19 protein-coding genes are annotated in these 26,477 nt (G+C 72.0%); 8 read left to right on the plus strand and 11 right to left on the minus strand.

Annotation, left to right across the window (positions count from 1 at the left end):
- Positions 1-10 precede the first annotated feature (10 nt).
- On the minus strand, positions 11-1,162 hold the full coding sequence (locus tag ACIDOF_RS27865) for a hypothetical protein (protein WP_409008873.1): 1,152 nt from the start codon (positions 1,160-1,162) through the stop codon (positions 11-13).
- A 109-nt stretch (positions 1,163-1,271) separates the two neighbouring features.
- Here ACIDOF_RS27865 and ACIDOF_RS27870 point away from each other — a divergent pair, with 109 nt between their 5' ends.
- Complete coding sequence (locus ACIDOF_RS27870; RefSeq protein WP_409008874.1) at positions 1,272-1,715, plus strand: MarR family winged helix-turn-helix transcriptional regulator; 444 nt, start codon at positions 1,272-1,274, stop codon at positions 1,713-1,715.
- Between the two features lie 97 nt (positions 1,716-1,812).
- Here the strand turns inward: ACIDOF_RS27870 and ACIDOF_RS27875 are convergent, their stop codons facing one another.
- Positions 1,813-2,610, minus strand: a complete 798-nt coding sequence (locus ACIDOF_RS27875) for a VOC family protein (RefSeq protein WP_409008875.1) — start codon at positions 2,608-2,610, stop codon at positions 1,813-1,815.
- Between the two features lie 212 nt (positions 2,611-2,822).
- Between ACIDOF_RS27875 and betA the strand changes: the two genes are divergently transcribed.
- Both betA and betT read left to right on the plus strand, forming a co-directional pair.
- Complete coding sequence (gene betA / locus ACIDOF_RS27880; protein WP_409008876.1) at positions 2,823-4,487, plus strand: choline dehydrogenase; 1,665 nt, start codon at positions 2,823-2,825, stop codon at positions 4,485-4,487.
- Between the two features lie 5 nt (positions 4,488-4,492).
- Positions 4,493-6,589 carry a choline BCCT transporter BetT gene (betT, locus tag ACIDOF_RS27885; protein ID WP_409008877.1) on the plus strand — a complete coding sequence of 699 codons (2,097 nt, stop codon included), beginning with the start codon at positions 4,493-4,495 and terminating at the stop codon, positions 6,587-6,589.
- A gap of 10 nt (positions 6,590-6,599) precedes the next feature.
- On the opposite strand, the gene ACIDOF_RS27890 is transcribed toward betT, so the two are convergent.
- On the minus strand, positions 6,600-7,340 hold the full coding sequence (locus ACIDOF_RS27890) for a GNAT family N-acetyltransferase (protein ID WP_409008878.1): 741 nt from the start codon (positions 7,338-7,340) through the stop codon (positions 6,600-6,602).
- A 189-nt stretch (positions 7,341-7,529) separates the two neighbouring features.
- Here ACIDOF_RS27890 and ACIDOF_RS27895 point away from each other — a divergent pair, with 189 nt between their 5' ends.
- Positions 7,530-8,861 carry an MFS transporter gene (locus ACIDOF_RS27895; protein ID WP_409008879.1) on the plus strand — a complete coding sequence of 444 codons (1,332 nt, stop codon included), beginning with the start codon at positions 7,530-7,532 and terminating at the stop codon, positions 8,859-8,861.
- On the opposite strand, the gene ACIDOF_RS27900 is transcribed toward ACIDOF_RS27895, so the two are convergent.
- Positions 8,834-10,039, minus strand: a complete 1,206-nt coding sequence (locus tag ACIDOF_RS27900) for a 4-hydroxybenzoate 3-monooxygenase (RefSeq protein WP_409008880.1) — start codon at positions 10,037-10,039, stop codon at positions 8,834-8,836. The genes ACIDOF_RS27895 and ACIDOF_RS27900 overlap by 28 nt on opposite strands.
- A gap of 196 nt (positions 10,040-10,235) precedes the next feature.
- Here ACIDOF_RS27900 and ACIDOF_RS27905 point away from each other — a divergent pair, with 196 nt between their 5' ends.
- Positions 10,236-11,930, plus strand: coding sequence for an IclR family transcriptional regulator C-terminal domain-containing protein (locus ACIDOF_RS27905; protein WP_409008881.1), 1,695 nt, complete (start codon positions 10,236-10,238; stop codon positions 11,928-11,930).
- 196 nt (positions 11,931-12,126) lie between these two features.
- Here the strand turns inward: ACIDOF_RS27905 and ACIDOF_RS27910 are convergent, their stop codons facing one another.
- From ACIDOF_RS27910 to ACIDOF_RS27940, 7 genes are all read right to left on the minus strand, one after another.
- Positions 12,127-13,302, minus strand: coding sequence for an LCP family protein (locus tag ACIDOF_RS27910; protein WP_409008882.1), 1,176 nt, complete (start codon positions 13,300-13,302; stop codon positions 12,127-12,129).
- Between the two features lie 20 nt (positions 13,303-13,322).
- Complete coding sequence (locus ACIDOF_RS27915) at positions 13,323-15,410, minus strand: glycosyltransferase (RefSeq protein ID WP_409008883.1); 2,088 nt, start codon at positions 15,408-15,410, stop codon at positions 13,323-13,325.
- The gene (locus tag ACIDOF_RS27920) at positions 15,407-15,688 is read right to left on the minus strand and encodes a hypothetical protein (protein ID WP_409008884.1); all 282 of its coding nucleotides are present in this window, start codon (positions 15,686-15,688) and stop codon (positions 15,407-15,409) included. Before ACIDOF_RS27920 ends, ACIDOF_RS27915 begins: the two co-directional genes overlap by 4 nt.
- A gap of 602 nt (positions 15,689-16,290) precedes the next feature.
- On the minus strand, positions 16,291-17,274 hold the full coding sequence (gene meaB / locus ACIDOF_RS27925) for a methylmalonyl Co-A mutase-associated GTPase MeaB (protein ID WP_409008885.1): 984 nt from the start codon (positions 17,272-17,274) through the stop codon (positions 16,291-16,293).
- 4 nt (positions 17,275-17,278) lie between these two features.
- On the minus strand, positions 17,279-19,474 hold the full coding sequence (gene scpA, locus ACIDOF_RS27930; protein ID WP_409008886.1) for a methylmalonyl-CoA mutase: 2,196 nt from the start codon (positions 19,472-19,474) through the stop codon (positions 17,279-17,281).
- Positions 19,474-21,312 carry a methylmalonyl-CoA mutase family protein gene (locus tag ACIDOF_RS27935; protein ID WP_409008887.1) on the minus strand — a complete coding sequence of 613 codons (1,839 nt, stop codon included), beginning with the start codon at positions 21,310-21,312 and terminating at the stop codon, positions 19,474-19,476. Before ACIDOF_RS27935 ends, scpA begins: the two co-directional genes overlap by 1 nt.
- Before the next feature lie 622 nt (positions 21,313-21,934).
- Positions 21,935-23,395: a cytochrome P450 gene (locus ACIDOF_RS27940; RefSeq protein ID WP_409008888.1), complete on the minus strand. Its 1,461-nt coding sequence runs from the start codon at positions 23,393-23,395 to the stop codon at positions 21,935-21,937.
- A gap of 166 nt (positions 23,396-23,561) precedes the next feature.
- On the opposite strand from ACIDOF_RS27940, the gene ACIDOF_RS27945 reads away from it, so the two are divergent.
- The 3 genes from ACIDOF_RS27945 (at position 23,562) to ACIDOF_RS27955 (ending at position 26,422) form a co-directional block, all read left to right on the plus strand.
- The gene (locus tag ACIDOF_RS27945; RefSeq protein WP_409008889.1) at positions 23,562-24,176 is read left to right on the plus strand and encodes a TetR/AcrR family transcriptional regulator; all 615 of its coding nucleotides are present in this window, start codon (positions 23,562-23,564) and stop codon (positions 24,174-24,176) included.
- A gap of 102 nt (positions 24,177-24,278) precedes the next feature.
- Complete coding sequence (locus ACIDOF_RS27950) at positions 24,279-24,899, plus strand: L-threonylcarbamoyladenylate synthase (RefSeq protein WP_409008890.1); 621 nt, start codon at positions 24,279-24,281, stop codon at positions 24,897-24,899.
- Between the two features lie 77 nt (positions 24,900-24,976).
- Complete coding sequence (locus tag ACIDOF_RS27955) at positions 24,977-26,422, plus strand: glyceraldehyde-3-phosphate dehydrogenase (protein WP_409008891.1); 1,446 nt, start codon at positions 24,977-24,979, stop codon at positions 26,420-26,422.
- Positions 26,423-26,477 lie beyond the last annotated feature (55 nt).

Genomic DNA, 26,477 nt, shown 5'->3' on the forward strand with positions numbered 1-26,477 from the left:
GTCTCGCGGGTCAGACCGCGACGGCCTCCTCCATCTCCTCCTCGGCGTCGACTTCCTTGTGCTGTGCGGGAATCGGCGCCTGCACAGGAGTCGGATCCGGAGCCGGGGTCGCCGCCGCGGCGCGCCGCCGCCGTTCCGTGAGGCCGGCGGCCGCCATGACGACGAGGCCCGCGGCGAGCCAGGCGAAGAGGATCCACACGTTGCGCGCGAGGTCGTGGCCGTCGAAGTAGACGAGGTCGCGTACGCCCTCCACGAACCCGGCGCCGTTCCAGAAGGCGTGCAGCGAGGCGAAGAAGCCGTTCTGCAGCTCGGGCCGGAAGATTCCGCCGGAGCTGGTGAAGTTGAGCATCACGAACAGCACCATCACACCGAGCGTGGTCCACCGCTTCAGGAACGTGTGCAGGCCGACGCCGATGAACAGGATGCCCGCCGAGTACAGCCAGGACAGCGCCCAGACGCCCCACAGTCCGTGGTCGACCAGGTGGAACACGGGCCCGGCGAAGGCGGCGCCGATCAGGCTGACCACGAACGAGGTGCCGGTGACGAGCAGCGCGCGCAGCCGCATCGGCAGCGCGGAACCGGCGGCGCCGAGGGCTGCGACGGACGCGTACGAGCCGATGCTGAGGGCGACGAGCAGGAAGAAGATGCCCTGGCCGGTGGGGTCGCCGTCGGCGGTCGGCGCGACGTCGGTGACCTTCAGGGGCGTGCCCTGGGCGTCCGAGACCTTGGTGAAGACCTTCTCGACGGCGGAGGCGCTGGTGTCGGACCCGGCGGTGGCGACGAGCAGTTCGGGGTGCTCCTCGTCCATGACGTAAGCACCGCTGACCGTACGGGAGTCGAGCTGGTCGACGGCGGTCGCACGGTCGGGGACGGTGCGGACGTCGAGGCCGTCGCCCGCCTTGTCGTGCAGGGTCTGGGCGAGCACCTTCGCCTCGGGCCCTGAGCCGACGACGGCGACCGGCATCTGGTGCGGCTCGGGGCTCGCGAAGGCCCCGAGGTAGGCGAGGCCCATGCCGACGCACATCAGCAGCGGCGTGAGCAGATGCAGCAGCACGTGGCGCAGCGCGCCCGGCGGAGTCGGCCCCCAGAGCCTCTCCCCCGTCGATGCACGCTCCGGCGCCCGCGCACCGGCCCCCGCGTCCTGGCGATGTGTTCCGCTCATGCTCCGCTTCCCGAAGTCGCGTTCTCATAGTTGTGTTTTACAACTCTTGGCTTACGTTGTACTGTACAACCATTAGTCGACGGCGACAACCGGGGCGAGGCACGGCGCGATGACGTACAGCAGGGCCGAGGCACTGACCGTGATCCAGCGGGAGATGACGGCGTTCGCGCGGCGGGCGCGGGCGAGCGCGGCCCGCACCCATCCGGAGCTCTCGCTCGTCTCCTTCACCCTGCTCGCGCACCTGGAGGACCGGCAGGGCTGCCGCGCCACCGACCTGGCGGCGCACTACCTGCTCGACAAGTCGACGGTCAGCCGCCAGGTCGCGGGGCTCGAACGACTCGGGTACGTGGAGCGGCGCACGGACCCGGTGGACCACCGCATCCAGGTCCTGCACCTGACCCCGGAGGGCGCCGAGGTGCTCGCGCAGGCCGCGGCGAGCAGACGGCGCGCGTTCGCCGCCCGCGTCGAGGACTGGGACGAGGCGGACCTGGAGCGGTTCGCGGAGTATCTGCTGCGCTACAACGCCGCGGCGACCGGGGACGACACCCCGTGAGCCGCCGGGCGCCCGCCTCTCGACCGGGGGCGCTCGGTTCTCGGCCGGGGGCAGTCAGCTCCCGGCCGGGGGCGGTCAGCTCCCGACCAGGGAGGGTTCAGCTCTCGACGGGGGTGAGGACCACGAAGTCGGCGTTGGCCGGGTCGAGGCAGACGGCGAGCCGGCCGACGCCCTCGGCGTCCTCGGGCCCCATCTGCACGCTGCCGCCGTTCTCGTTGACCTTGGCGACGGCGGCGTCGCAGTCGGTGACGTTGAACACCGGGTGCCAGTAGGCCCGGCCGTTCGCCAACGACAGCTGATCGGGCGGGAGTTGCATGAGTCCGCCCTGCATCCGGTCCTCGCTCTGCCCGGCCGGCGTGATGAGGGTGTACGTGCCGCCGCCGCCCGGCAGTTCCATGTCGTCGAAGGTCCAGCCGAGGACGTTGCCGTAGAACTCCCTGGCGGCCTTGGCGTCCGGGGTGTAGAGCTCCGTCCAGGACAGCGAGCCCGTCTCGTCGACCTTCTCGACGCCCTTGTCCTTGCCCGGCTGCCAGATCGCGAACTGGCCGCCCTGCGGGTCGGTCAGCTGCGCCATGCGGCCCCAGTCCTCCAGGTCCATCGGCGCCACCCGGACACTTCCGCCGGCCTGCTCGACGGCCCGGGTCGTGGCGTCCGCGTCGGCGACGCTGAAGTAGAGCATCCAGGCCGAGCGCGCGCCCTCCTCGGTGAGCTTGCCGAGTCCCGCGACGAGTTTGCCGTCGCTGCGGAACATGCCGCCCTCCATGTCCTCGCCGTCGCCCATCGGCTCGTACTGCCAGCCGAGCACGGCGCCGTAGAAGGCCGCTGTCGCGGGGACGTCGGGGGCGCCCAGGTCGAGGAAACAGGGGGCGCCGGTGGCGAAGTCCGTGGTGATCATGACGGGGTTTTCCTTCCAACTCGTCCGGTCCTTCCAGCCTGGCACCGGGCCCGTGGGGCCGCGCGGCGACCGGAATTCGGCGGCGGCTCCGGTGGCGGGCGCGGTGGCCGGGCGGGCCGCGGATTCGGCGCTCTCGCTGTGCGCACCCGATTGTTTGCGGCTTAGCTTGAACCGGCCAGGACAAGGCGTCCGACGAGAATCCAGGGAGTGACATGGGCCGGGCAGAGTTTGACTTCATCATTGTCGGCGGCGGCTCTGCGGGCTGCGCCCTCGCCAATCGGCTGAGCGCGGACCCGGCCAATCGGGTTCTCGTCCTCGAGGCAGGACGGCCGGACTACAAGTGGGACATCCTCACCCACATGCCGGCGGCACTCACGATGATCATCGGGAACCCGCTCTACGACTGGTGCTACGAGTCCGAACCCGAGCCGTACATGAACGGCCGGAGGGTGAGTCACGGCCGCGGAAAACTCCTCGGCGGGTCGAGCTCGATCAACGGCATGATTTTCCAGCGCGGAAATCCGATGGACCTGGAACGGTGGGCTGCCGACCCGGGAATGGAGACGTGGGACTACGCGCACTGTCTGCCGTATTTCAAACGAATGGAGCACTGCGCGGCCGGCGCCGACGAATGGCGCGGCCAGGGCGGTCCGCTCTGGCTGGAGCGCGGCGCGGCCGAGAACCCGCTGTTCTCCGCGTTCCTGGAGGCGGCGCAGCAGGCCGGGTACGAGCTGACGTCGGACGTCAACGGCTACAAGCAGGAGGGCTTCGCCCGGTTCGACCGCAACATCAAGGACGGCCGGCGCTGGTCGGCGGCGCAGGCGTATCTGCATCCCGTCATGAAGCGCCCGAATCTCACCGTCGAATGCTTCGCCCAGGTCGACAAGGTGCTTTTCGAGGGCAAGCGGGCCGTCGGCGTCACGTATCGCCGGTACGGGAAGCAGCACAAGCAGGTGTTCGGCGGCGAGGTGATCCTCTGCGGCGGCGCCATCAACACCCCGCAGCTCCTGCAGCTCTCCGGTATCGGAAATCCCGCGGACATCACGAAGTTCGGCATCGAGATGGTGCACGAACTCCCGGGCGTCGGCGAGAACCTCCAGGACCACCTGGAGGTGTATGTGCAGCACGCCTCGAAGAAGCCGATCTCGTTCAATCCGCTCATCAAGTGGCGCAACCGGCCGGCCGTCGGAATGCGCTGGATGATGTCGCACACCGGGCCCGCGGCGACCAACCACTTCGAAGCCGGCGGATTCGTCCGCGGAAACGACGAGGTGGACTATCCCAACCTGATGTTCCATTTCCTGCCGATCGCCGTCCGGTACGACGGGACGCCGGTGGACGCGGAACACGGGTACCAGGTGCACATCGGGCCGATGTACTCCGACGTACGCGGCTCGGTGAAGATCAAGTCGGGGCACCCGGACGAGCATCCGGCGCTGCGGTTCAACTATCTGTCCACGCCCAACGACCGCAAGGAATGGGTGGAGGCGATCCAGGTCGCCCGCGACATCCTGAAGCAGCCCGCGTTCGCGGAGTACGACGCGGGCGAGATGTCGCCCGGGCCCGAGGTCAGCGGGGACGAGGCGGTCCTGGAGTGGGTCGCCCGGGACGCGGAGACCGCGTACCACCCGTCGTGCACGGCGCGTATGGGGATCGACGAGATGGCCGTGACCGATCCGACGTCGATGCGGGTGCACGGGGTGGAGGGGCTGCGGGTCGTCGACGCGTCGGCGATGCCGTATCTGACCAACGGGAACATCTACGCGCCGGTGATGATGCTCGCCGAGAAGGCGTCCGACCTGATTCTCGGCAATACGCCGTTGCCGCCGTCGACTGCGGGGTTCTATCGGTACCGGGACGCTGCGCGGAAGGGTTGACGCCGGTGACCGAACCCACCAGCGGTGCCACGGCGGTCACCGAGCCGGCGCACCAGGTCAAGAACGTCGTCTTCGGCGGCGCTGCAACACTGATCCTCGCGCTGTCGATCTGGGCGATCATCTCCCCCAAGGGCGCCGAGAGCACCATCGGCGTCGTCGTCGGCTGGATCTCCGACGGATTCGGCTGGTACTACTTCGTCGCCGCGACCTTCTATCTGCTCTTCGTGGTGTTCGTCGGCGCGTCCCGGTACGGGCGCATCAAGCTCGGGCCGCAGCACTCCCGGCCGGACTACGGGATGTTCGCCTGGGCGGCGATGCTCTTCGCCGCGGGTATCGGCATCGACCTGATGTTCTTCTCCGTCTCGGGCCCGGTCTCGCACTACCTCGCTCCGCCCGAGGGCAGTGCCGAGACCGTGGAGGCGGCCCGGCAGGCCGTCGTGTGGACGCTCTTCCACTACGGCATCACGGGCTGGGCGATGTACGCACTGATGGGGATGGCCCTCGCGTACTTCTCCTTCCGCTACAACCTGCCGCTGGCGATCCGCTCGGCGCTGTACCCGATCATCGGCAGGCGCATCTACGGCCGGACCGGTGACGCCGTCGACCTGGCGGCTGTGCTCGGCACCGTCTTCGGCATCTCCGTCTCCCTCGGCATCGGCGTGGTGCAGCTGAACTACGGGCTGAAGTTCATCTTCGGCGTACCCGAGGGACTCGCCGCGCAGATCGCGCTGATCCTGGTCGCCGTCGTCCTGACCATCGTCTCCGCCGTGGCCGGAGTGGACCGGGGCATCCGGCGTCTGTCCGAGCTCAACGTGCTCCTCGCGGTGCTCCTGATGCTGTACGTGCTGATCGCCGACAGCCCGATCCGGCTGCTCAACGCCCTGGTCCTGAACATCGGCGACTACGTCAGCGGCTTCCCGTCGATGACGCTGAACACCTTCGCCTACGACCGGCCCACCGAGTGGCTCAACGCGTGGACCTTGTTCTTCTGGGCGTGGTGGGTGGCCTGGGCTCCGTTCGTGGGGATGTTCCTCGCCCGGATCTCGCGCGGCCGCACCATCCGCCAGTTCGTCGCCGCCACTCTGGTGATCCCGTTCTTCTTCACGCTGACGTTCCTGTCCGTCTTCGGCAACGCCGCACTGTTCATCGTCCGGGACGGCAACAAGAAGTTCGGCGAAACCGCGATGAACCTCCCCGAGCAGGGCTTCTACGGGCTGCTCGAGCAGTACCCGGGAGTCGGGTTCAGTGCGGGCCTCGCGACCGTCGTCGGCCTGCTCCTGTACGTCACGTCCGCCGACTCGGGAGCCCTGGTGCTCGGCAACCTCAGCTGTCACCTGCGCAGCCCGCTCACCGACTCGCCGCCGTGGCTGCGCATCTTCTGGGCGCTCGCCATCGGACTGCTCACCCTGGCCATGCTGATCGTCGGCGGCGTGCAAGCGCTGACCAACGCCACGATCATCATGGGCCTGCCGTTCTCCCTTGTGATGTTCGTGGTCATCGCGGGCCTCTACAAGGCGTTGCGTATCGAGCGCATGCGGGAGGACGCGATGACCACGTCCCTCCCCTCATCGCTCTCCGGCCGGATGCCGGGCCCCGGCCCCGCGGCGGAGCGCAACTGGCGGCAGCGGCTCGCCCGTGCGATGAACTTCCCGACGAAGCGGGCGGCCGGACGCTTTGTCGACGAGGTCTGCCACCCGGCGTTCCGTGAGGTCGCGGAGGAGCTGCGGCAGCAGGGCGCGGAGGCCACGGTCGTCGAGCTCCCGGCTGAGGAGACGGACATCGCGCCCCTGGAACTGCGGGCGCCGATGGGTCGCACCGAGGAGTTCGTCTACCGGGTGTGGCCCATCGAGACCCCCACGCCGTCGTTCGCCGCCCGCGCGGTCGGTGAACACGACACGTACGTACGCTTCGAGGTGCACCTCTCCGACGGCAGCCAGGGCTACGACGTGATGGGCTACAGCAAGCAGCAGCTCATCGGGGACATCCTCGACCAGTACGAGCGGCACCTGGAGTTCCTGCGGCTGCACCGCGAGGCCACGGCGCACGCGACGCTGCCCGACCACCGTCCGGACACGGCGGACGTCCAACTCCCGGAGGACTAGGGCCTGTTCGTCACGGCCTGTTCGGGACCTGCAGGCCGAAGAACGACACCTCGCGGCGGAGGGTGAAGCCGAGGGATTCGTAGAGGCGGATCGCGGACGTGTTCGCGGCGCCCGTGTGCAGGAACGGGGTCTCGCCGCGGGCGCGGATGCCCGCCGACACCGCGAGGACCAGGCGGCCGGCGAGGCCCTGGCCGCGGTGGGCGGGGTCGGTGCAGACGCCGCTGATCTCCGCGTGTCCGGTGGGCCGCAGCCGCTCCCCCGCCATCGCGACGAGCGCGCCGCCGCGGCGGATGCCGACGTACCCGCCGAGCTCGACCGTGCGGGCGAGGAACGGGCCGGGCTGGGTGCGCTCGACCAGGTCCAGCATCTCCGGCACGTCGGCGGGGCCGAGCGGTACGGCCTCCTCGTCCGGGCGGGCCCGCACCGTCGTGTCGACGAGCTGCACGCCCGGAACGCGGAACGTCTCCGTCCAGCCGGGCGGCGGCGTCAGTTCGGTGGTCGCGGCGAGGGCGAACGTGCCGCCCGGGCCGACGAGTTGGGCCGTGTCCGCCCAGTCGTCCGCGTCCGGCTCGTCGGGCAGCGCCAGCCACGGTGAGACGTCCGTCGGGAAGCGCAGCACACGCCCGCGCCGCTCGGCGAGCCCGGACTGCGGCCCGGTGAGCGCGGCCCACGTGGGCCGGTCCAGGGGGTGCTTGCGGTCGGACGCGGGCGCGGGGGCCGCTTCGGGGGCCGGGTGTGCTGCGGTGCTCATGTGGTGTTCCAAGGCGGACCGGCGCGGCCGTATTCCCGCGCGCGTCCGCTGTCCCGCCGCCGAAGCGGACTGCGGATTCCGCCGGTCCGACGCATTGACACCCCGCCGCACCGCCCCGACACTCATGCAGCCCCATTCAGTGAAGCGAAGTTCGCCAGGCGAACACGCCGCTCCTTCCCAGGGATTGACATGACCGGACACTCCTTCCGCTCCGTGCTGCCGGTGCTCGCGCTGTGCTGGCTCGCCGTGTTCTTCGACGGCATGGACGTGAACATCTACGGCGCCGTGATGCCGCACATGCTCGACGACCCCGGACTCGGCCTGACGCCCGCGTCGGCGGGCACCATCGGCAGCTGGACCACCTTCGGGATGCTGATCGGCGCGCTGCTCGCCGGGAACCTCACGGACTGGCTGGGCCGCAGGCCGATGCTGGTGGCGAGCGTGACGCTGTTCTCGCTCGGCAGCGCCGTGTGCGCGCTCGCCATGTCGCCCGGCTCCTTCGGCGCCGGCCGCTTCCTCGCGGGGCTCGGGCTCGGCGGGCTCATGCCGCTGTGCCTGGCGATGGTCCTGGAGTTCGCGCCGCCGCGCCGGGCCGCCCTGACGACGGGCATCCTGATGACCTCGTACCACGCGGGCGGCATGGCGGCGACGGGCCTGGGCCTGACCGTCGCGCCCGCGGCCGGCTGGCGCTGGGTGTTCTGGGCGGGGGTCGCGCCCGCGCTGATCGCCGTACCGCTGCTGCTCAAGCTGATGCCCGAGTCGCCGGGTGTGCTGCTCGCGCGCGGGGAGCGGGAGCGGGCGCGCGCGGTGGCGGTGCAGTACGGGCTGCCGGAGCCCACGCCGGTGGAGGCGCCCGCGGGCGGCGCGAAGGGCCGGCTCGCCGCGGTGCGCGCGCTGTTCGCGCCGGGCACGCGCTGGTCCACGCCGCTGCTCTGGCTGGCCTCGTTCTGCGGACTGCTCCTGGTGTACGGGGTCTCCACCTGGCTGCCGCAGCTGATGCGGGCCTCCGGCTACGGGCTCACGTCGTCGGTGAGCTTCCTGATGGTGATCAACGCGGGCGGCATCGTCGGCATGCTGATCGCGGGCCGTACGGCGGACCGGTTCGGCGCGGTGAAGGTGTCGGCGCTGTGGTTCGTGCTGACGGCGGCGGGCGCGCTGCTCCTGAAGGAACACCTGCCGCTGGGCGTGACGTACGCGGTCGTGGCGATCACCGGTGTGTGGCTGTTCAGCGCGCAGGTGATGGTGTACGCGGCGACGGACACCGTGTACGGCGCGGGTGAGCGGGCCGCCGGGCTCGGCTGGGTGACCGGCGTGGGGCGTACCGGCGCCGTGCTCGGGCCGTGGCTGGGCGGGGCGCTCGCCGCGAACGGCAACGAGAGCTGGGGGTTCACGGCGTTCGCGGTGGCCGGTCTGGTGGGCGCGGCGGCGATCGCGCTCGTGCCGCTCGCGGGCCGGCTCGGCGCGCGCCGCTCCCCCGCCCCGGACGCCGCCGCTCAGTCGGGGATCGGCAACCCCGTGTAGTTCTCGGCCAGTTCGGCCGCCGCGTGCGGCGAGTTCGCCACCCGCTCCAGCTGGGCGAGCTGGAGCCGGGTGTCGAACGGGCGCTGCTCCGGGTCGGTGTGCAGCGTCGTCGTCATGAAGTACGAGAAGTGCTCGGCGCGCCAGACCCGGCGCAGGCAGGTCTCCGAGTACGCGTCGAGGAGCGCGGTGGCGCCGTCGCGGTAGCGGGCGGTGAGGGCGCGGGCGAGGACGATCACGTCGGCGGCGGCGAGGTTGAGGCCCTTGGCGCCGGTCGGCGGGACGATGTGCGCGGCGTCCCCGGCGAGCAGGACGTGCCCGTACCGCAGGGGTTCGGTGACGTGGCTGCGCATCGGGAGGACGGACTTGGCGGTGACCGGGCCGCGTGCGAGCTTCCAGCCGGGCTCGGCGTCGAGGGCGAAGCGGGCGTCGAGCTCGTCCCAGATGCGCTCGTCCGGCCAGTCGGCGGGGTCGGTGCCGTTGGGGACCTGGAGGTAGAGGCGGCCGACCTGCGGGGAGCGCATGCTGGCGAGGGCGAAGCCGCGCTCGGAGTGGGCGTAGATCAACTCGTCGTACACGGGCGGGGCTTCGGCGAGGATGCCGAGCCAGGAGTACGGGTAGACGCGTTCGTAGGTGCGCCGCACCCGCTCCGGGACGGCGTTCTTCACGACGCCGTGGAAGCCGTCGCAGCCGACGACGTAGTCGCAGGTGAGGGTGCGGTCGCGGCCCTCGTGCCGGTAGTGGACGACGGGCCGGCCGGTGTCGGCGCCGGTGACCCCGCGCACCTCCGCCTCGAACAACAGCGGCCCCCCGTCGGCGAGTTGGAGGGCGACGAGGTCCTTGACGACCTCGGTCTGCGCGTACACCATCACGCGCCGCCCGCCGGTCAGGGACGGGAAGTCGACGCGGTGGGCGCGGCGGTCGAAGCGCAGCTCGATGCCGTCGTGCGGGATGCCCTCGCGGTCCATGCGGGCGCCGGCGCCCGCGGCGCGCAGGGCGTCGACGGTGGCCTGCTCCAGGATTCCGGCGCGCTGGCGGCGCTCCACGTACGCCCGGTCCCGGCTCTCCAGGACGACCGTGTCGATGCCCGCGCGGTGCAGCAGCCGGGCGAGCAGCAGGCCCGCCGGTCCCGCGCCGACGACGGCGACACTCGTGTGCTCGGGCTGTTGCTCGGCTTGCATCAGGGTCCTCCTCGGTGCGGGCGCTCAGGGCGGGCGCTCGGTTCGGGCGCCGCAGGGCTCCGACTGGTAGAGTGTGTTCGTCCAGTGAACTTGTGTTCATTCTTGAAGCGCCCTGAGTGTGCGCGGGCCCGGTGCCGATGTCAACGGGTCGAGTGCGCGCGGCTCGACGGCACACAGCACCGCAGCGGAGCAGTCCATGGCCGTCCCACCCCCGCCCCACGCCCCCGCGCAGGAGCCGCCGGCCGAGGCCGTCGGGCCACTCCTGCGCGGGGTCGCCGTGCTGCGTGCCCTCGGCGCCGCCGACGGTCACGCCCCGGTCGGGGACCTGGTCCGCGCGACGGGTCTGGCCCGCTCGACCGTCGACCGCGTCACCGGCACGCTCGCCCGCATGGGATACGTACGCCTCGACGGGCACACCGCCTCGCTCGCCCCGCGCCTGATGGAGCTCGGCAACGCGTTCCTCGCGGCGCTGCACGTGCCGGGTCCGCTCGGGCCGCTCGCCGAGCGACTGGCCGACGAGCTGGACGAGTCGGTGTCCCTCGCCGTGCCGGACGGGGACGGCATCCGGTTCGTGCACCAGTCGACGCGGCGCCGCGCCATGTCGCTGTCGTTCCGCATCGGCGACCTGCTGCCCGCCGAACGCACCGCGCCCGGCGCCGTGTTCGCCGCCGACTGGACCGAGGAGCAGTGGGCGCGGTGGCGGGAGCGGCGCGCCGCCGACCCGCTCGACCGGACCTTCCCGGCCGTCCCCGACCGCCCGGCCACGGACGCGGACCAGGCCCAACTGGCCGTCGCGGCCAAGGAGTTCACGGCACGGGCCGCCGAGTGCCGCGAGTCCGGGCTCGCCGTCGACGACCAGCTGATCGAGCCGGGACTGGTGGCGGTGGCGTTGCCGGTGCGCGATCCGGAGGGGCGTACGGTGTGCGCGCTCAGCGTCGTCAGCCACACCAGCCGGCACAGCGCCGCGTCCCTGCGCCGGTCGCTGCTGCCGGGCGCGCGGCGCACGGTCGCGGCGATGGAGCGGCTGCTGCGCGCACCGGCGGCGCCGCGCCCCGCCCCGTCGGACGCCCGGCCGGCCGACTGGACCACCGCGTCCAAAAAGGAGTTGGGCTCCGGGTTCGTGGAGTCCCTGGCGCGCGGACTGACCGTGCTGACCGCGTTCGACGAGGGCCGGGACGCGCTCAGCCTGACCGCCGTCGCCGAGGCCGCGGGGCTGGCCCGCGCGACCGCCCGGCGCGCCCTGATCAGCTTCGAGCACCTCGGCCTCGTACACCGCGACGGGCGTACGTTCCGGCTCACGCCGCGCGTCCTCGACCTCGGGCACGCGCCGCTGTCCCGCAGCACCCTGCCGGACATCGCCTCGCCCCATCTGGCCGCGCTCGTACGGACGGTGCACGACTCGGCGTCGCTAGCGGTGCTCGACGGGGACGCGATCCGGTACACGGCGCGGGTCGCGACCAGCCGCATCATGAGCGTGCACATCACCATCGGCACGCGGCTGCCCGCCTACGCGGCGTCGATGGGGCGGGTCCTGCTCGCCGACCTGCCGGCGGAGGAGCGGGCGGCGCTGTTGGACGGCATGGAACTGCGTCCCCTGACCCCTCACACGGTCACCGAGCGGGGCGCCCTCGATGCGCTTCTCGACTCGATTGCGGAGGCCGAACACGCCCTGGTCGACGAGGAGTTGGAGGAAGGGCTGCGTTCCCTCGCCGTGCCCGTGCGGGACGCGTCCGGGCGGGCGGTGGCGGCGGTCAACGTCGCGATGCACAGCAGTCGGCGGACACCGGAGGAGGTACGGGGGGAGGTGCTGCCTGCGCTGCGGGCCGCTGCCGCGAGGGTAGAGGCGGATCTTCGGGTGGTGGGGCGGTTCTCGCGGGTTGCGGTGGTGTAGGGCGGGGGCCTTTTGAATCCCCTCCCCCGCCCCTTCCCGAAAGCCTCCGGCGGTGTTCTTCCGACTGCGGCGTCGTCGTGCCTGGTCGCGCAGTTCCCCGCGCCCGTGAAGGGGCACAGCCCACGACGGCAGGACGGCCGAACAAGCACCGCCGGAGGCTTTCGGGAAGGGGCGGGGCGGGGAGAAAAGTGCGGCCCTAGTCCCGTCGTAGCCGCTCGAACAGCTCCCGCGCCCTCCTCTCGTCCCACCGGATCGCGCTGCCCTGGGGCGTGGGGATGCCCACCGCCGACACCGGGACGTTGATGCGGCGGCCGCGGCCGTCCGTCACGCCCTGTACCGCCCTGACCAGGGAGGCGAGTTGACGCAGCGTCATGTCGCGGTCGACGACCAGCGTGTCCAGGCCCGCGCCGAGGGCCGGGTAGAGGACGCCCGGGTCCAGGACCGTGTCCGCCGTCGCCGCCCGCTTCGCCAGCGCCGCGAGGAACTTCTGCTGGTTGAGGGTGCGGCCCAGGTCGCCCTCGGCCTCCTGGTGGCGTTGGCGTACGAACGCGAGGGACTGCGCGCCGTCCAGCCGCTGGCAGCCCTTGCGGAGGTCGGCGCCCGACTTCTCGTCGCGGATGGCGCGCGGCAGGCACATCCGTACGCCGCCGACCGCGTCGACGATCTTCACGAAGCCGGCGAGGCCGATCTCCGCGTAGTGGTCGATACGCAGGCCGGTGTTGAACTCCACGGTACGGGCGAGGAGTTCGGGTCCGCCGCGGGAGAACGCCGCGTTGAGTTTGCTGCGGCCGGCCGGTGTCCGCTTGCCCGTGGAGGTGCGCAGGTGCGCGGGCACGGTCACCCACGAGTCGCGCGGCAGGCTCACCATCGTGGTGCCGGAGGCGCCGGTGTGCAGCAGGATCATGGAGTCCGTGCGCCGCCCCGACACAGACCCGGTGTGCAGGTCCCGCTGCTCGTCGGCGGTGAGCCCGGCGCGGCTGTCGGAGCCGACGATCAGATACGTGGTGCCCTTGCCGGGCGGCGGGCGGTGGCCGTACGCGCCGAGGTCCACGTCGCGGTTGAGGCGGGTCTCGGCCCAGGCGTACGTGCCGAGCGGGGTGGCGAGCAGCAGGGCCAGCAGGAACAGGAAGGCGCGGCGCAGCGGGTGTCGGCGCCTGCGGCGGCGCGGGCGGGAGCGGGCCGTACGGCGCGGGGGCGGGCGGAGCGGCAGCCGGTCGCCGCCGTCCACCGCGAGCCCGTTCTCGTACGGCCCGTTCGGCTCGTCCTGCCACAGGGGGCCGGTCACCGCGACGACCGGGCCCGCGCGCAGGTCCCGGCCGTGCCTCGGCCCGGAGCCGCCGGGGTCGGGGTCGGGATACGGATCGTGCTGCACGGAAGTCTCTCCTCTCGTTCTCATCGCGGGGTGGGCAGCGGCCGCCCGTGACCGCTCTCCTCCAGGAGGTGCTGGTCGCCGGTGCCGGTGCGGAGCATGCGGTGCCACTTCAGCCGGGTGCCGAGCAGGGCGGTGATCACGGACTGGATGACGACGAGGTAGAGCAGTTGCCGGTAGACGAACAACTGCAGGGGCAGCGCCCAGAGTTCGCGCAGCCGCTCCCCGTCGAGCCGCAGCGCGTACCCGGCCGTGATCAGCTGGACGACGAGGAAGCCGAGCCACACCAGGACCGCCTCGGTGGGGTCGCGGAAGAACAGGCCGTACAGCGCGAACACGTCGACGACCGGGGCGAACAGCGGAAGCACCACCTGGAACAGGGTCAGGTAGGTGAGACCGCGGCGGCCGAACCGGCCCGCCGGGCCCATCTCCAGGAGGGATCTGCGGTGCTTCCACATCGACTGCAGGGTGCCGTAGCACCAGCGGTAGCGCTGGCGCCACAACTGGCCGATGGTGCTGGGCACTTCGGTCCAGGCGATCGCCGACTCCTCGTACACCACGCGCCAGCCGGCCCGCCACAGGGACATCGTGAGGTCGGTGTCCTCGGCGAGGGTGTCCTCGCTGACGCCGCCCACACCCATCAGGGCGTCGCGGCGGAACGCGCCGATGGCGCCGGGCACGGTCGGCATGCACTCCAGGACCTCGAACATGCGGCGGTCCAGGTTGAAGCCGATCACGTACTCCAGATGCTGCCAACGGCCGAGCAGGGAGCGGCGGTTGCCGACCTTCGTGTTGCCGGAGACCGCGCCCACGGCCGGATGGGCGAGGGGCTGGACGAGGCGGTACAGCGCGTCGGGTTCGAAGACGGTGTCCGCGTCGACCATCACCACGATGTCGTGCCGGGCGTGCCCCAGGCCGGTGTTGAGGGCGCGGGGTTTGCCGCCGTTGGCCTGGCGTACGAGGCGGACGCGCGGGTCGTCGACGGCCGCGACGATCTCGGCGGTGCGGTCGGTGGAGCCGTCGTCGATCACGACGATCTCCAGCCGCGGGTAGTACGAGCCGAGCAGGGAGCGCACGGTGGCGCCGATGCCGGCCTCCTCGTTGTGCGCGGGCACAAGGACCGTGACCGGGTCGAGCACTTCGCGCAGCCGGGGTGCGCCGGGCCGCAGCCGGTCGACGCGGCGCACATGGGCGCGGGCGAACACCGCGAGCAGCAGCAGCCGCAGCACGCCGAGGGCGCCCGCGACACCGAGCACCCAGGCCATGGCGCGGGTGAAGGCGTGCCCGAGGGTCTGCGCCCACAACAGGCCCTCGCCCTTGAGGCGTTCGGTGACGGCGACGGGGGTGGTGAGCGTGGGCCGGCCGAGTCCCGCGGTGAGGGTCGTGAACTTGTCCACGCGGGGGTTGCTCAGCAGGGCGCGGGCCTCGCGGTAGCCGAGGTCGGTGTGGCTGTACTGCCGCACCACACCCTCGGACGGGCGGCGGGACTTGTGGTCGGCGGCGACCAGCAAGTAGCCCTGGGCGGCTGCCCGTTGGGCGGCCCTCCACTCGGCGCCGCAGAGGGTGTCGGGGGCGGTGGTGTGCGGCAGCCGGAGGAGGCGGGTGTTGACCCCTGCCGTACCGGCGAGGGCGGTCTGCGTGAGCGCCAGCTCCATGCGGGCGCGCAGCGCGGACGCGGTGCCGAGGTCGCCGCCGGTGTAGGTGTACGAGCCGATCTCGTGGCCCTCGGCCCTGATCCGCCGGACCAGGGCCGGGTGCCGGGTGGCGCGGGCCCCGTACAGGAAGAACGTGGCGTGCGCGTCGTGCTCGCGCAGCAGGTCGAGCAGGCGGGGCGTCCAGTACGGGTCGGGGCCGCCGTTGAAGGTGAGCGCGGCGGTGCGCGGCGGCATGCCCGCGGTCTCGATCCGGTCGCCGGTGATGCGCAGCACCGGTTCGCCGTCGTCGGCGGCGGCCGGGACGGGGCGGGTGCAGGGCGCCTTGGAACGCGCGGCGTCGACCTCGTGCGTGGTCCAGCCCTCGAAGAGCAGGCTGATGGTGACCACGGGCAGCACGAGGAACAGCAGGATCCAGTGCCCTCGCGGGGTACGGCGCAGCGCGTGCCGGGGGCTCACCGGCCGTCCCGCGGCGGGGCGGGCGCGGTGGTGGTCGACGTCGGTACGGGCGTGGGGGGCCTGCTCGGCCGGGTCTGCTCGTCGGGGACGGTGGTGTCGTGGCGGGCGTTGGTGGTCTGCAGGGGTACGTCCATGCGCGGTGGTGCGGTGCCCGCGGGCTGCCGTACGGCGTCGACGAGGACGACGAGGAACAGCAGGTAGCCGGCGCAGGCGCAGCCGAGGAGCGCGGCGAGCTGCCGCAGCACTCGTCTGCGGCGCCCCGCACGCTCGATGAACACCGGCCGGTTACGGCGCCCACGCCGCCGGGCGGGCCTCATGCGTCGACGCGGGCGTGGACGGCCTGTCCCCCGCGGTACGGGCAACTCCCGTACGACACGGTCGAGTTCGGGGTGTTTTCGGGTATGCCTGTGGGGGGTGTGGCGCCGAACACTTGTAGCTCCTGTGGGGGGTGCTGTGGGGGGTTGTGTCGCGTCCCGGCGGCCCACGTGGTCAGCGCGGTCCGCCGCAGGGCGACGATACGGCGCAGGTGTGACGTGCGGTGATCGTTCTTGGTTCCCTTTTTGTTTCCCCCACCCCGCCCCTTCCCGAAAGTCCTGCGAACGCTCCCGGGGCACGGGGAACTACGCAACCAGCCACGGCGGCGCGGCAGACGAACGACGGCCTCGGTTCCTCAGGGGCGCGGGGAACTGCGCGACCAGCCACGACGGGCCCGAGGAGGGCAGGGGCGCAGCCCCGTCCTCAGGGGCGCGGGGAACTGCGCGACCAGCCACGACGGCGCCGCAGACGAACGACGGCCCCGGTTCCCCAGGGGCGCGGGGAACTGCGCGACCAGCCACGACGGGGCCGCAGACGAAGAACGCCGCCCCCCCGGAGGGAGCGCTCAGCCCCGGAAAGCCCGCAGGATTTCCTCCGCCGCCAGCGTCGCCGTCAACTCGCCTTCCCTGACCCTGCGTTCGAGCCCCGGCACGAGGTCCGTCACCTTCGGGTGGGCGTGCAGGCGCTGGAGGAGTTCCTCGTGGACCATGGTCCAGGTCCAGTCGACCTGCTGGTCGCGCCGCTTGGCCGTGAGGCGGCCGGTCGAGTCGAGCAGCGAGCGGTGCTGCTCCAGGCGTTCCCAGACCGTGTCGAGCCCGGTGGATTCGCGGGCGCTGCAGCTGAGGACGGGCGGGGTCCAGGCCGCGTCGGCCGGGTGCATCAGGCGCAGCGCGCCCGCGAGTTCACGCGCCGCCGCGCGGGCGTCGCGTTCGTGCGGGCCGTCGGCCTTGTTGACCGCGAGCACGTCGGCCAGTTCGAGGACGCCTTTCTTGATGCCCTGCAGTTGGTCCCCCGTACGGGCAAGGGTGAGCAGCAGGAACGAGTCGACCATGTTCGCGACGGCCGTCTCGGACTGCCCGACGCCGACCGTCTCCACGAGGATCACGTCGTATCCGGCGGCCTCCATGACCACCATCGACTCGCGCGTCGCCTTGGCGACTCCCCCCAGCGTGCCCGCACTTGGCGAGGGCCGGACGAACGCGTTCGGGTCGACGGAGAGCCGTTCCATCCGGGTCTTGTCGCCGAGGATGGAGCCGCCCGTGCGCGTCGAGGAGGGGTCGACGGCGAGGACCGCGACCCGGTGTCCGAGCGAGGTGAGCATCGTGCCGAGCGCGTCGATGAACGTCGACTTGCCGACCCCCGGCACTCCGCTGATGCCGACCCGCCGGGCCCGCCCGGAGTGCGGAAGCAGCCGCGTCAGCAACTCCTGGGCGTGGGCGCGGTGGTCGGGCCGGGTGGACTCGACGAGGGTGATGGCGCGCGCGATGTGCGCACGCTTCCCGTCGAGGACACCCTGCACGTACCCGTCGATGTCGATCGGTTTCGGCATCGGATCAACGCCCGGCGGACTCGTGGCCGAGCTGCTCGCCGAGCTGCTCCACCAGGTCGTACGCCGCGTCGGGGATGACCGTGCCGGGCGGGAAGACCGCGGTCGCGCCCATGTCGAGGAGCGTGGGCACGTCCTGCGGCGGGATCACGCCGCCGACGACGATCATGATGTCCTCGCGTCCCTCGGCGGCCAGTTCCTCCCGCAGCGCCGGTACGAGCGTGAGGTGCCCGGCCGCGAGGGAGGAGACGCCGACGATGTGCGCGTCCGCCTCGACGGCCTGCCGCGCCACCTCGGCCGGGGTCTGGAACAGCGGGCCGACGTCGACGTCGAAGCCGAGGTCGGCGAAGGCGGACGCGATGACCTTCTGGCCGCGGTCGTGCCCGTCCTGCCCCATCTTGGCGACGAGGATGCGCGGGCGGCGCCCCTCGGCCTCCTCGAAGGCGACGACGAGGGCGCGGGTGCGCTCCACGGACGGCGACTGGCCTGCTTCGTTGCGGTACACGCCGGAGATCGTACGGATCTGGCCCGCGTGCCGCCCGTACACCTTCTCCAGTGCGTCCGAGATCTCACCGACGGTGGCCTTGGCGCGGGCCGCGTCGACGGCCAGCTCCAGGAGGTTGCCCTCGCCGGAGGCCGCCCGGGTGAGCGCGGCGAGCGCGTCCTGGCAGGCCTGCTCGTCGCGCTCTTCCCTGAGGCGGCGCAGCTTCTCGATCTGCTGGGCGCGGACCGAGGAGTTGTCGACCTTGAGGACCTCGATCTGCTCGTCGTTCTCGACGCGGTACTTGTTCACGCCGATCACCGGCTGCCGGCCGGAGTCGATACGGGCCTGCGTGCGGGCCGCGGCCTCCTCGATGCGCAGCTTGGGAATGCCGGCGTCGATGGCCTTGGCCATGCCGCCCGCCTCCTCGACCTCCTGGATGTGCTGCCAGGCGCGGCGCGCGAGGTCGTACGTGAGCTTCTCGACGTACGCGCTGCCGCCCCACGGGTCGATGGTGCGGGTCGTGCCGGACTCCTGCTGGATGAGGAGCTGGGTGTTGCGGGCGATGCGCGCCGAGAAGTCGGTGGGCAGGGCGAGCGCCTCGTCCAGGGCGTTGGTGTGCAGCGACTGGGTGTGGCCCTGGGTGGCGGCCATCGCCTCGACGCACGTACGGGTCACGTTGTTGAACACGTCCTGCGCGGTGAGCGACCAGCCGGAGGTCTGCGAATGGGTGCGCAGGGAGAGGGACTTGGCGTTCTTCGGCTCGAACTGCTTGACCAGCTTCGCCCACAGCAGGCGGGCGGCGCGCAGCTTGGCGACCTCCATGAAGAAGTTCATGCCGATCGCCCAGAAGAAGCTCAGCCGCGGCGCGAACGCGTCCACGTCCAGGCCCGCTTCCTGCCCGGCGCGCAGGTACTCCACGCCGTCGGCGAGGGTGTACGCCAGCTCCAGGTCGGCCGTCGCACCCGCCTCCTGGATGTGGTAGCCGGAGATGGAGATGGAGTTGTAGCGCGGCATCCGCTGCGAGGTGTACGCGAAGATGTCGGAGATGATCCGCATCGACGGCTTCGGCGGATAGATGTAGGTGTTGCGGACCATGAACTCCTTGAGGATGTCGTTCTGGATGGTCCCGGCCAACTTCTCGGGCGGTACGCCCTGTTCCTCCGCCGCCACGATGTACAGCGCCAGTACGGGCAGCACGGCGCCGTTCATCGTCATCGACACGGTCATCCTGTCCAGCGGGATGCCGTCGAAGAGCTGCCGCATGTCGTAGATGGAGTCGATGGCGACACCGGCCATGCCGACGTCACCGGTCACCCGCGGGTGGTCGCTGTCGTACCCGCGGTGCGTCGGCAGGTCGAAGGCGACGGAGAGGCCCTTCTGCCCGGCGGCGAGATTGCGCCGGTAGAAGGCGTTGGACTCCTCGGCCGTGGAGAAACCGGCGTACTGCCGGATCGTCCAGGGCTGGTTGACGTACATCGTGGGGTACGGGCCGCGCAGGTACGGGGCCACGCCCGGGTACGTGCCGAGGAAGTCGATGCCCTCCAAGTCCCGCCCCGTGTAGAGGGGTTGGACGGCGATGCCCTCGGGGGTCTCCCACGTCAGGTCGTCGACCGACTTGCCGGTGGACTCCTTGACGGCGGCCCGCCACTCCTCGTCGGAGCCCGCGGGGGCGCCGGTGCCGAGGCCGATCACGGAGAAGTCGGGAATCTGGTTCGGCATCACGCCACTCCCATCCGGTCGAGGGTGGAGCTGAGGACGGCGACCGCGTCGCAGCCGACGTGCACATGGGCGTCGACACCGGTGCGCTCGGCGGGCTTCCCGGCGAGGAACACCCGCTGGGCGCCCGCCAGTCGGAGCGCCTGGGCGACGGCCTCGGCCTGCTCCTCGTACAGCGCGTCGCTGGAGCAGATGCAGGCCACGCCCGCGCCGCTGGCCTTGAACGCCTCGGCGACCGTGTCCGCGTCGACGGTGACCGGGTCGTGGACGGGCTCGATGCCGCCCGCCTGGAAGAGGTTCGCGGCGAACGTGGCGCGCGCGGTGTGGGCGGCGGCCGGGCCGAGGGCGGCGATGAACACCTTGGGGCGGGCGCCGGTCGCGTCGAGGTGCGCGTCGGAGCGGGCGCGCAGCGCCTCGTACTGCTCGTCGCGGCGCACCCGCGGCAGGCCGCCGGTGCGCGGGGCGGGGGCGGGCTCGCGGACGACGGGCTTCTCGGCGAGGTGCGGGAACTCGCTGACGCCGGTGACGGGTTCGCGGCGGGTGGCGAGCTTCGCGCTGCGCGCGGCCCAGGTGGCGGCCAGGCGGTCGCGTACGAAACCGTTGCGCAGGGCGGACGCCTGGCCGCCCTCGCGCTCGATCTCCTGGAAGAACTCCCAGGCGGCGTGGGCGAGTTCGTCGGTGAGCCGCTCCACGTACCAGGAGCCGCCGGCCGGGTCGACGACCTGCCCGAGGTGCGACTCCTCCAGGAGGATGGTGGAGGTGTTGCGGGCGATGCGGCGGGCGAACGCGTCGGGCAGACCGAGCGCCTCGTCGAAGGGCAGTACGGTCACGGAGTCCGCGCCGCCGACGCCTGCGGCGAGCGTGGCCACCGTGGTGCGCAGCATGTTCACCCACGGGTCGCGGCGGGTCATCATCACCGACGAGGTCACGGCGTGCTGCCGCTGCGCACCGTCGGCGGGCGCGCCGCAGACCTCGGCGACCCGGGCCCAGAGGCGGCGGGCGGCGCGCAGCTTGGCGATGGTGAGGAACTGGTCGGCGGTCGCGGCGTACCTGAACTCCAGCTGGCCCAGGGCCTGTCCGAGGTCCAGCCCGGCGGCGGTGAGCTGCCGCAGGTAGGCGAGCCCGGTGGCGAGGGAGCAGGCCAGCTCCTCCGCGGCGGAGGCCCCGGCCTCGTGGTACGGCAGGGCGTCGACGGCGAGGGCGCGGACGCCGGGGTAGTCGCGGGCGCAGCGGGCGGCCAGCTCGGCGGCGGGCGCGGCGTCCGACTCGACGCCGGTACGGGCCTCGTGGCCGAGCGGGTCGGCGCCGAGGGTGCCGGCCGCCTGCTCGCCGGTCACGCCGCGCTCGGCGTACAGCCGCAGCAACTCGGCGGCGGCGTCGGCGTATTCGGCGCCCGCGTCGAGGGCTACCGGGGCCAGGTCGAGGTAGACGCCGTCGAGGGCGCGGGCGAGGCCGGAGGCGGGGACGCCGGTGAGCCAGACCGAGGTGGCGCCGTTCTCCAGGTCGGCGAGGAGCGCCTCGTTGGCGCGCGCCGGGTCGGGGTCGGCGTGCCGCTGCCGTACGTCCCAGCCGCCGGCGGTGCCGCGGTGCGGCCTGCCGCCCCGGACGAACGGGGCGAAGCCGGGGTGGCCGGTGTGCGGCGCGGGGTCGTGGGACGTGTAGAGGGGGCGGGTGCTGAGCCCGTCCTCGAGTGCGGTGGAGAGGGCGTCTTCGGCCGCCGTGCCCGAGAATTCCTTGCCCGACTTGCGCAGTACGCCCGACACCAGGGTCTGCCACTGCTCGTGGGTCGCATCAGGGAACTCGGCGGCCAGCGAAAGCCCGTCGTCAGGCAGGACCGTCATGGCTCGGATGTTAGGGCACGTTCACTCGTCAGTAGCAGGCCCCACGGCTGTGACCTTGCCCTCTCCGGGGGGCTCTTGATCATGCGGGTGCGGTGGCCTATCCGTGCGGGCGGGAGGGGGTGCGGGCCATCGCCTGCGGGCTCGTCCTCAATCGCCGGACGGGCTCCCTTTGTCCCCCACCCCACCCCTTCCCGAAAGCCTGCGGCACTTCGAGGGCTCCGCCCCCGAACCCCCGCTCCTCAAACGCCGGAGAGGCTGATTTTGCGGGCAGGGGGGTGCCCGTCAGAGGCGCGGGGAACTGCGCGAGCAACCACGACGGCGCAGCAACCGGACAACGAGCGGGGAGCCGGCGGCGAAGCCCCGGCCCAGGGGCGCGGGGAACTGCGCGAGCGGCCACGACGGCGAGAAAGCCGGGCAGCGGGCCAAGAGGGGCCGGGACGTGCCCCGTGAGGGGCGCGGGGAACTGCGCACCCAGCCACGACGGCCCGGCAACCGGACAACGAACGGGGAACCGGCGGCGAAGCCCCGGCCCAGGGGGCGCGGGGAACTGCGCGAGCGGCCACGACGAAAGCCGCGGACGGGCGACAACCGGAAAGAGGGGGCCCGGGGGCGGAGCCCCAGGTCAACGGCGCCCGACGTGCAGCCTCAACCCCTCCGGCATCAACGTCAACCGCTCCGCGACCCGCAACCGATACCCCTCCTCGGCCCGCAGGTCGTACCTGCGCAACAACAACCCCAGCACCAACGTCGCCTCGTGCAGAGCGAACTGCCGCCCGATGCACGCCCGCGCCCCGGTGCCGAACGGCTTGAAGACATGCGCGGGCCGTCCCCGTACCGCCGACGGTTCGAAGCGGTCCGGGTCGAAGCGCTCCGCGTCCTCGCCCCACGCCGCCGGGTCGCGGTGCACGGTCATCGTGAGGACGAGCGCCCACGCCCCGCGCCGCATCGGATGCTCGCCGCCGAGCACCGTGTCCTGCCGGGCCTCACGGGCGAAGGCGGGCGCGGTCGGCCACAGACGCAGCGACTCGTCGAGGACCCGGCGCAGATAGCGCAGCTTCGCCACGTCCTCGTACGCGGGCTCGTCCTTGCCCGCCCACACCCGGTCCACCTCGGCCTGTGCGCGGGCGAGGACCTCGGGGTGGCGGGCGAGGTAGTGGAGGGCGAAGGAGAGCGCCCCGGAGGTGGTCTCGTGTCCGGCGACTAGGAACGTGATGACCTGGCGCCGGATGTTCTCGGCGGTGAGCCGCTCGCCGGTCTCCGGGTGGCTGACTTCCAGCATCCGGTCGAGCAGATCGCGCAGTTCACCGCTGCCGCCCTCGGCTCGGCGCGCGGCGACGACCTCGTCGACGGTGCGGTTGAGGTACGCCATGTCCGCGTCGTTGCGCCGGGTCGCCTCGCGCAGCAGGAGCGGGGCGAGCGGTCCGGGCACGACGTTGCGGCGCTGCGCGAAGGCGAGGGTGCCGACCATCGCCGTGACGAAGGGGTGCGGCCGCTCCCGCTCGAAGGATCCGAAGTCGTACCCGAACCCGGTGCGCGCGATGGTCTCCAGGGTCAGCTTCGTCATGTCGCCGGGCACGTCCACCGTCCGCCCGGCGCGTTCGTGTGCGTCCCAGCGCTCGGTGAGCTGTCCGGCCACGTCGAGCATGAGCCGGTGGTATCCGGCCATGGCGTCGCGGCTGAACCCGGGGGCGAGGATGTCGTGCGCGAGTTGCCAGTTGGGCTCGTGGTTGTACGCGGTGAACAGCCCGTCCCCGGCGACCGGGCGCAGGTTGGCGACGCCGAGCCCGACGTGCTTGGCGAACCTCGTCTCGTCCGCCATGTCCGCGGCGAGCTCGGCGCCGCCGACGAAGACGATCTCCTTGCCGAAGGCCTTGCGCCGGAAGATCGGGCCGAGCGCGCGGGCGAACCGCATGGAGTCCTGCACGGGTTTGCGCACGTTCGCGCCGAGCACGTCGCCGACGAGCGGGACGCGGCGGGGCGGGTGCGGGATGCGGTGCAGTTCGGGCCAGCCCTGCTGGGCGCTGCGGAAGCCCTTGGGCAGTGCGGCGCCCTCGTCGTGCGCCGCCTCGGTGATCTGTGCCATCTCGCCCCAACTCCCCTGCCGCGCCCGCCGATTGCGCTATTGCATCTCGGTTCAATAGACGCTGCCAGTGTGGTCGCGCCGTCGAATCCACGTCAAGGACGTACGCCTGCCGAAGGTCCGCGAACGTCCCGCCGGGCGCGCGGACGCGCCCTGTACGGTCCTTGGCATGGCAGCGAACCGCAGCTCAGGCACCGCACGCCCGGCCCGCCGCCGGCTGAGCACCGAGGAACGCCGCGCGCAACTGCTCTCGGTCGGCTCGCGGCTGTTCGCGCGCAGCCCGTACGACGACGTGTGGATAGAGCAGGTCGCCGAGATCGCGGGGGTCTCGCGCGGCCTCCTCTACCACTACTTCCCGACGAAGCGGGAGTTCTTCGCGGCCGTCGTACGGCACGAGAGCGAGCGCATGCTGCGGCTGACCGCGGCCGTGCCGGGGCGCCCGCTGCGCGAGCAGATCGACGCGGGCATCGACCTGTTCCTGTCGTACGTCGAGCAGCACGCGGAGGGCTTTCGCGCCTTCCACCGCGCGGAGGCGGCGGGCGATCCGACGGTGCGCGAGGTGTACCGGGCGAGCCTCGCCGCGCAGGAGGAGCAGATCCTCGGTGCGCTCGCCGCGTCCCGCCCGGCCGACGCGGCGGACGGCCCGGCGCTGCGGCTCGCGGTGCGCGGCTGGCTGGCGTTCCTGGTGACGGTCTGCCTGGACTGGCTGGACGAGCCGGACCTGAGCCGGGACGAGGTCAGGGAGCTGTGCGCGCGTACCCTGCTGGGCGCGATCAGCGCGTGACGGCCGCCCGGCAGCTGCGGGGAGGGTCGCGTGACGTCCCCCGCGCGGGGGCGATCAGCGCGTGACGGCCCCTGTGCGGGCGGGATCCCATACGCTCGGCCAATGGCGAAGTACTTCGACGTGCACCCCGAAAATCCGCAGCGGCGCATCATCACCAACGTCGCCGACGGCATCCGTTCCGGCTCCCTCGTCGCCTATCCGACCGACTCCTGCTACGCGCTCGGCTGCCAGCTCGGCAACCGCGAGGGCATCAACCGGATCCGGTCGATCCGCAATCTCGACGAGCGCCACCACTTCACCCTGGTCTGCGAGAACTTCGCGCAGCTCGGCCAGTTCGTCTACTTCGACAACGACGTGTTCCGCGCGATCAAGGCGGCGACCCCCGGCAGCTACACCTTCATCCTGCCCGCGACGAAGGAGGTGCCGCGCCAGCTGATGCACCCCAAGAAGAAGACGGTCGGCGTGCGCATCCCCGACCACGTCGTCACGCAGGCCCTGCTCGCCGAGCTGGGCGAGCCGCTGCTGTCCAGCACGCTGCTGCTGCCGGACGAGGACGAGCCGCTGACCCAGGGCTGGGAGATCAAGGAGCGCCTGGACCACGTCGTGGACGCGGTCGTCGACTCCGGCGACTGCGGTACGGAGCCGACGACGGTGATCGACTTCTCCGGCGGCGAGGCCGAGGTCGTACGCCGGGGCGCGGGCCCGACGACGCTCTTCGAGTAGGGCCGCGGAGGCCCCTGGCGGTGCTCGGAACCGGGAGGGTTAGCATATGAGCACCGCCTAGCTCGAAAGATAAAAACGTGACTGTCAACGAGGACTCGTTCACCAACTGGAAGCACCGCGAGGAGATCGCGGAGTCGATGATCCCGATCATCGGGAAGCTGCACCGCGAGCGGGACGTCACCGTCCTGCTGCACAGCCGCTCCCTGGTGAACAAGTCGGTGGTCAGCATCCTGAAGACGCACCGCTTCGCCCGCCAGATCGCCGGCGAGGAGCTCTCGGTCACCGAGACGCTGCCGTTCCTGCAGGCGCTCACCACGCTCGACCTGGGCCCCTCGCAGGTGGACATCGGCCTGCTCGCCGAGGCGCACCGCGCGGACGACCGCGGCCTGTCGGTCGAGGAGTTCACCGCGGAGGCCGTCGCGGGCGCCACGGGCGCCAACAAGATCGAGCGCCGCGAGGGCCGGGACGTCGTCCTCTACGGCTTCGGCCGCATCGGCCGCCTCGTCGCCCGGCTCCTCATCGAGAAGGCGGGCTCCGGCAACGGCCTGCGGCTGCGCGCCATCGTCGTGCGCGGCGGCGGTGACCAGGACCTCGTGAAGCGCGCCTCGCTGCTGCGCCGCGACTCCATCCACGGCCAGTTCCAGGGCACGATCACCGTCGACGAGGCGAACAGCACGATCGTCGCGAACGGCAACGAGATCAAGGTGATCTACGCCAACGACCCGTCCGAGCTGGACTACACGGCGTACGGCATCAAGGACGCCATCCTCATCGACAACACGGGCAAGTGGCGGGACCGCGAAGGCCTGTCCAAGCACCTGCGCCCGGGCGTCGACAAGGTCGTCCTGACGGCCCCCGGCAAGGGCGACGTCCCGAACATCGTGCACGGCGTCAACCACGACATGATCAAGCCGGACGAGCAGATCCTGTCCTGCGCGTCCTGCACGACCAACGCGATCGTGCCGCCGCTGAAGGCGATGGACGACGAGTACGGCGTGCTGCGCGGCCACGTGGAGACCGTCCACTCGTTCACGAACGACCAGAACCTCCTGGACAACTACCACAAGGCCGACCGCCGCGGCCGTTCCGCGCCGCTCAACATGGTCATCACGGAGACCGGCGCCGCCTCGGCCGTCGCGAAGGCGCTGCCGGACCTGAAGGCGCCGATCACCGGCTCCTCGATCCGCGTGCCCGTGCCGGACGTGTCGATCGCGATCCTCAACCTGCGCCTGGGCCGCGAGGCCGACCGCGACGAGGTCCTGGAGTACCTGCGGGACGTCTCCCTCAACTCGCCGCTGAAGCGCCAGATCGACTTCACGGACTCCCCCGAGGCCGTCTCCAACGACTTCATCGGCTCGCGCCACGCCTCGATCGTCGACGCCGGCGCGACCAAGGTCGACGGCGACAACGCGATCCTCTACCTGTGGTACGACAACGAGTTCGGCTACTCCTGCCAGGTCATCCGCGTCGTCCAGCACGTCTCGGGCGTCGAGTACCCGACGTACCCGGCCCCGGTGGCCTGACCCGCTCCGGCTCCCGGCCCCGACTCCGCCCGGTCCGCCGCCCCTTCGGGGGTGG

Source organism: Streptomyces sp. Da 82-17 (genome assembly GCF_046098215.1).
Taxonomy (GTDB): Bacteria; Actinomycetota; Actinomycetes; order Streptomycetales; family Streptomycetaceae; genus Streptomyces.

Excerpts from the sequence above, each read along its gene's own strand:
- ACIDOF_RS27865 (WP_409008873.1), bottom strand. The coding sequence starts at position 1,162 with ATGAGCGGAACACATCGCCAGGACGCGGGGGCCGGTGCGCGGGCGCCG.
- ACIDOF_RS27870 (WP_409008874.1), top strand. The coding sequence starts at position 1,272 with ATGACGTACAGCAGGGCCGAGGCACTGACCGTGATCCAGCGGGAGATG.
- ACIDOF_RS27875 (WP_409008875.1), bottom strand. The coding sequence starts at position 2,610 with ATGATCACCACGGACTTCGCCACCGGCGCCCCCTGTTTCCTCGACCTG.
- betA (WP_409008876.1), top strand. The coding sequence starts at position 2,823 with ATGGGCCGGGCAGAGTTTGACTTCATCATTGTCGGCGGCGGCTCTGCG.
- ACIDOF_RS27890 (WP_409008878.1), bottom strand. The coding sequence starts at position 7,340 with ATGAGCACCGCAGCACACCCGGCCCCCGAAGCGGCCCCCGCGCCCGCG.
- ACIDOF_RS27895 (WP_409008879.1), top strand. The coding sequence starts at position 7,530 with ATGACCGGACACTCCTTCCGCTCCGTGCTGCCGGTGCTCGCGCTGTGC.
- ACIDOF_RS27900 (WP_409008880.1), bottom strand. The coding sequence starts at position 10,039 with ATGCAAGCCGAGCAACAGCCCGAGCACACGAGTGTCGCCGTCGTCGGC.
- ACIDOF_RS27905 (WP_409008881.1), top strand. The coding sequence starts at position 10,236 with ATGGCCGTCCCACCCCCGCCCCACGCCCCCGCGCAGGAGCCGCCGGCC.
- meaB (WP_409008885.1), bottom strand. The coding sequence starts at position 17,274 with ATGCCGAAACCGATCGACATCGACGGGTACGTGCAGGGTGTCCTCGAC.
- scpA (WP_409008886.1), bottom strand. The coding sequence starts at position 19,474 with ATGCCGAACCAGATTCCCGACTTCTCCGTGATCGGCCTCGGCACCGGC.
- ACIDOF_RS27935 (WP_409008887.1), bottom strand. The coding sequence starts at position 21,312 with ATGACGGTCCTGCCTGACGACGGGCTTTCGCTGGCCGCCGAGTTCCCT.
- ACIDOF_RS27940 (WP_409008888.1), bottom strand. The coding sequence starts at position 23,395 with ATGGCACAGATCACCGAGGCGGCGCACGACGAGGGCGCCGCACTGCCC.
- ACIDOF_RS27945 (WP_409008889.1), top strand. The coding sequence starts at position 23,562 with ATGGCAGCGAACCGCAGCTCAGGCACCGCACGCCCGGCCCGCCGCCGG.
- ACIDOF_RS27950 (WP_409008890.1), top strand. The coding sequence starts at position 24,279 with ATGGCGAAGTACTTCGACGTGCACCCCGAAAATCCGCAGCGGCGCATC.